This window comes from Chromohalobacter nigrandesensis (assembly GCF_023061285.1).
In the GTDB taxonomy this organism is placed as follows: Bacteria; Pseudomonadota; Gammaproteobacteria; order Pseudomonadales; family Halomonadaceae; genus Chromohalobacter; species Chromohalobacter nigrandesensis.
In genome coordinates, this window is sequence record NZ_JAKGAM010000040.1 from 1 (window position 1) to 811 (window position 811).

The 811-nt window shown below is 64.6% G+C and carries 1 protein-coding gene; it reads right to left on the reverse strand.

Annotated elements, in window-relative coordinates; genetic code table 11:
* The coding region (locus tag L1073_RS17095; protein ID WP_246901432.1) for an AMP-binding protein at positions 1-811 on the reverse strand (811 nt) is incomplete at both ends.

The following is an 811-nucleotide window of genomic DNA, read 5'->3' on the forward strand; positions in this document are numbered from 1 at the left end:
GTTCCGGTAAGGCATTGCGATCCAGCTTGCCATTGGGCAACTGCGGCAGGCGCTCCATCGTGACCACGTGGGACGGCACCATGTACTCCGGTAACCGCTCCCGGAGGTGGGCCTTGATGATTCGCTCGTCCAGATCTTCGCCGGAGACATAGCCCACCAGTCGCTGACCGGCGGCCGTATCCTTCACCACCGCCAGGGTGTCCTTCACACCCTCGCAGGCTTTCAGCGCCGCTTCCACTTCCCCGATCTCGATCCGGAAGCCCCGCAGTTTCACCTGCTGATCAATCCGGCCCAGGTATTCCAGTTGGCCGTCCTTGTTGAGCTTGACCCGGTCGCCGGTGCGGTACAGGCGCTCACCCGGGCGGAAGGGGTTGGGCACGAAGCGCTCTGCCGTGGCCTCCGGCCGGTCCAGGTAGCCTCGTGCCAGGGCACCGCCCAGGTAGAGCTCACCGGCGACTCCGGGTGGCAGGAGGTTCAGATCATTGTCGAGTACATAACCCTGGCGGTCGCCCACCAGGTCACCGATGGGGGCGTAGGCGCTGTCGAAGTCCGCCGTATCGGCGGGTACACGCCACAGCGTGGGGGTAACCACGGTTTCGGTCGGACCGTAGCCGTTAATCACCCAGTCCGGCTGCAGGTGTTCGATGGCGTGGTGCATCATCTGGCGGCTGAAGGCCTCGCCGGCAAAGCAGTAGATGCGTACACCCGGCGGCCGGCCTTTCAGTTCCGCCCACTCCGCCAGTTGGCGGAGGTAACTCGGCGGGAAGGCGGCGACGGTGATGCCTTCGTTAATCAGGCAGTCGTAGGTTTC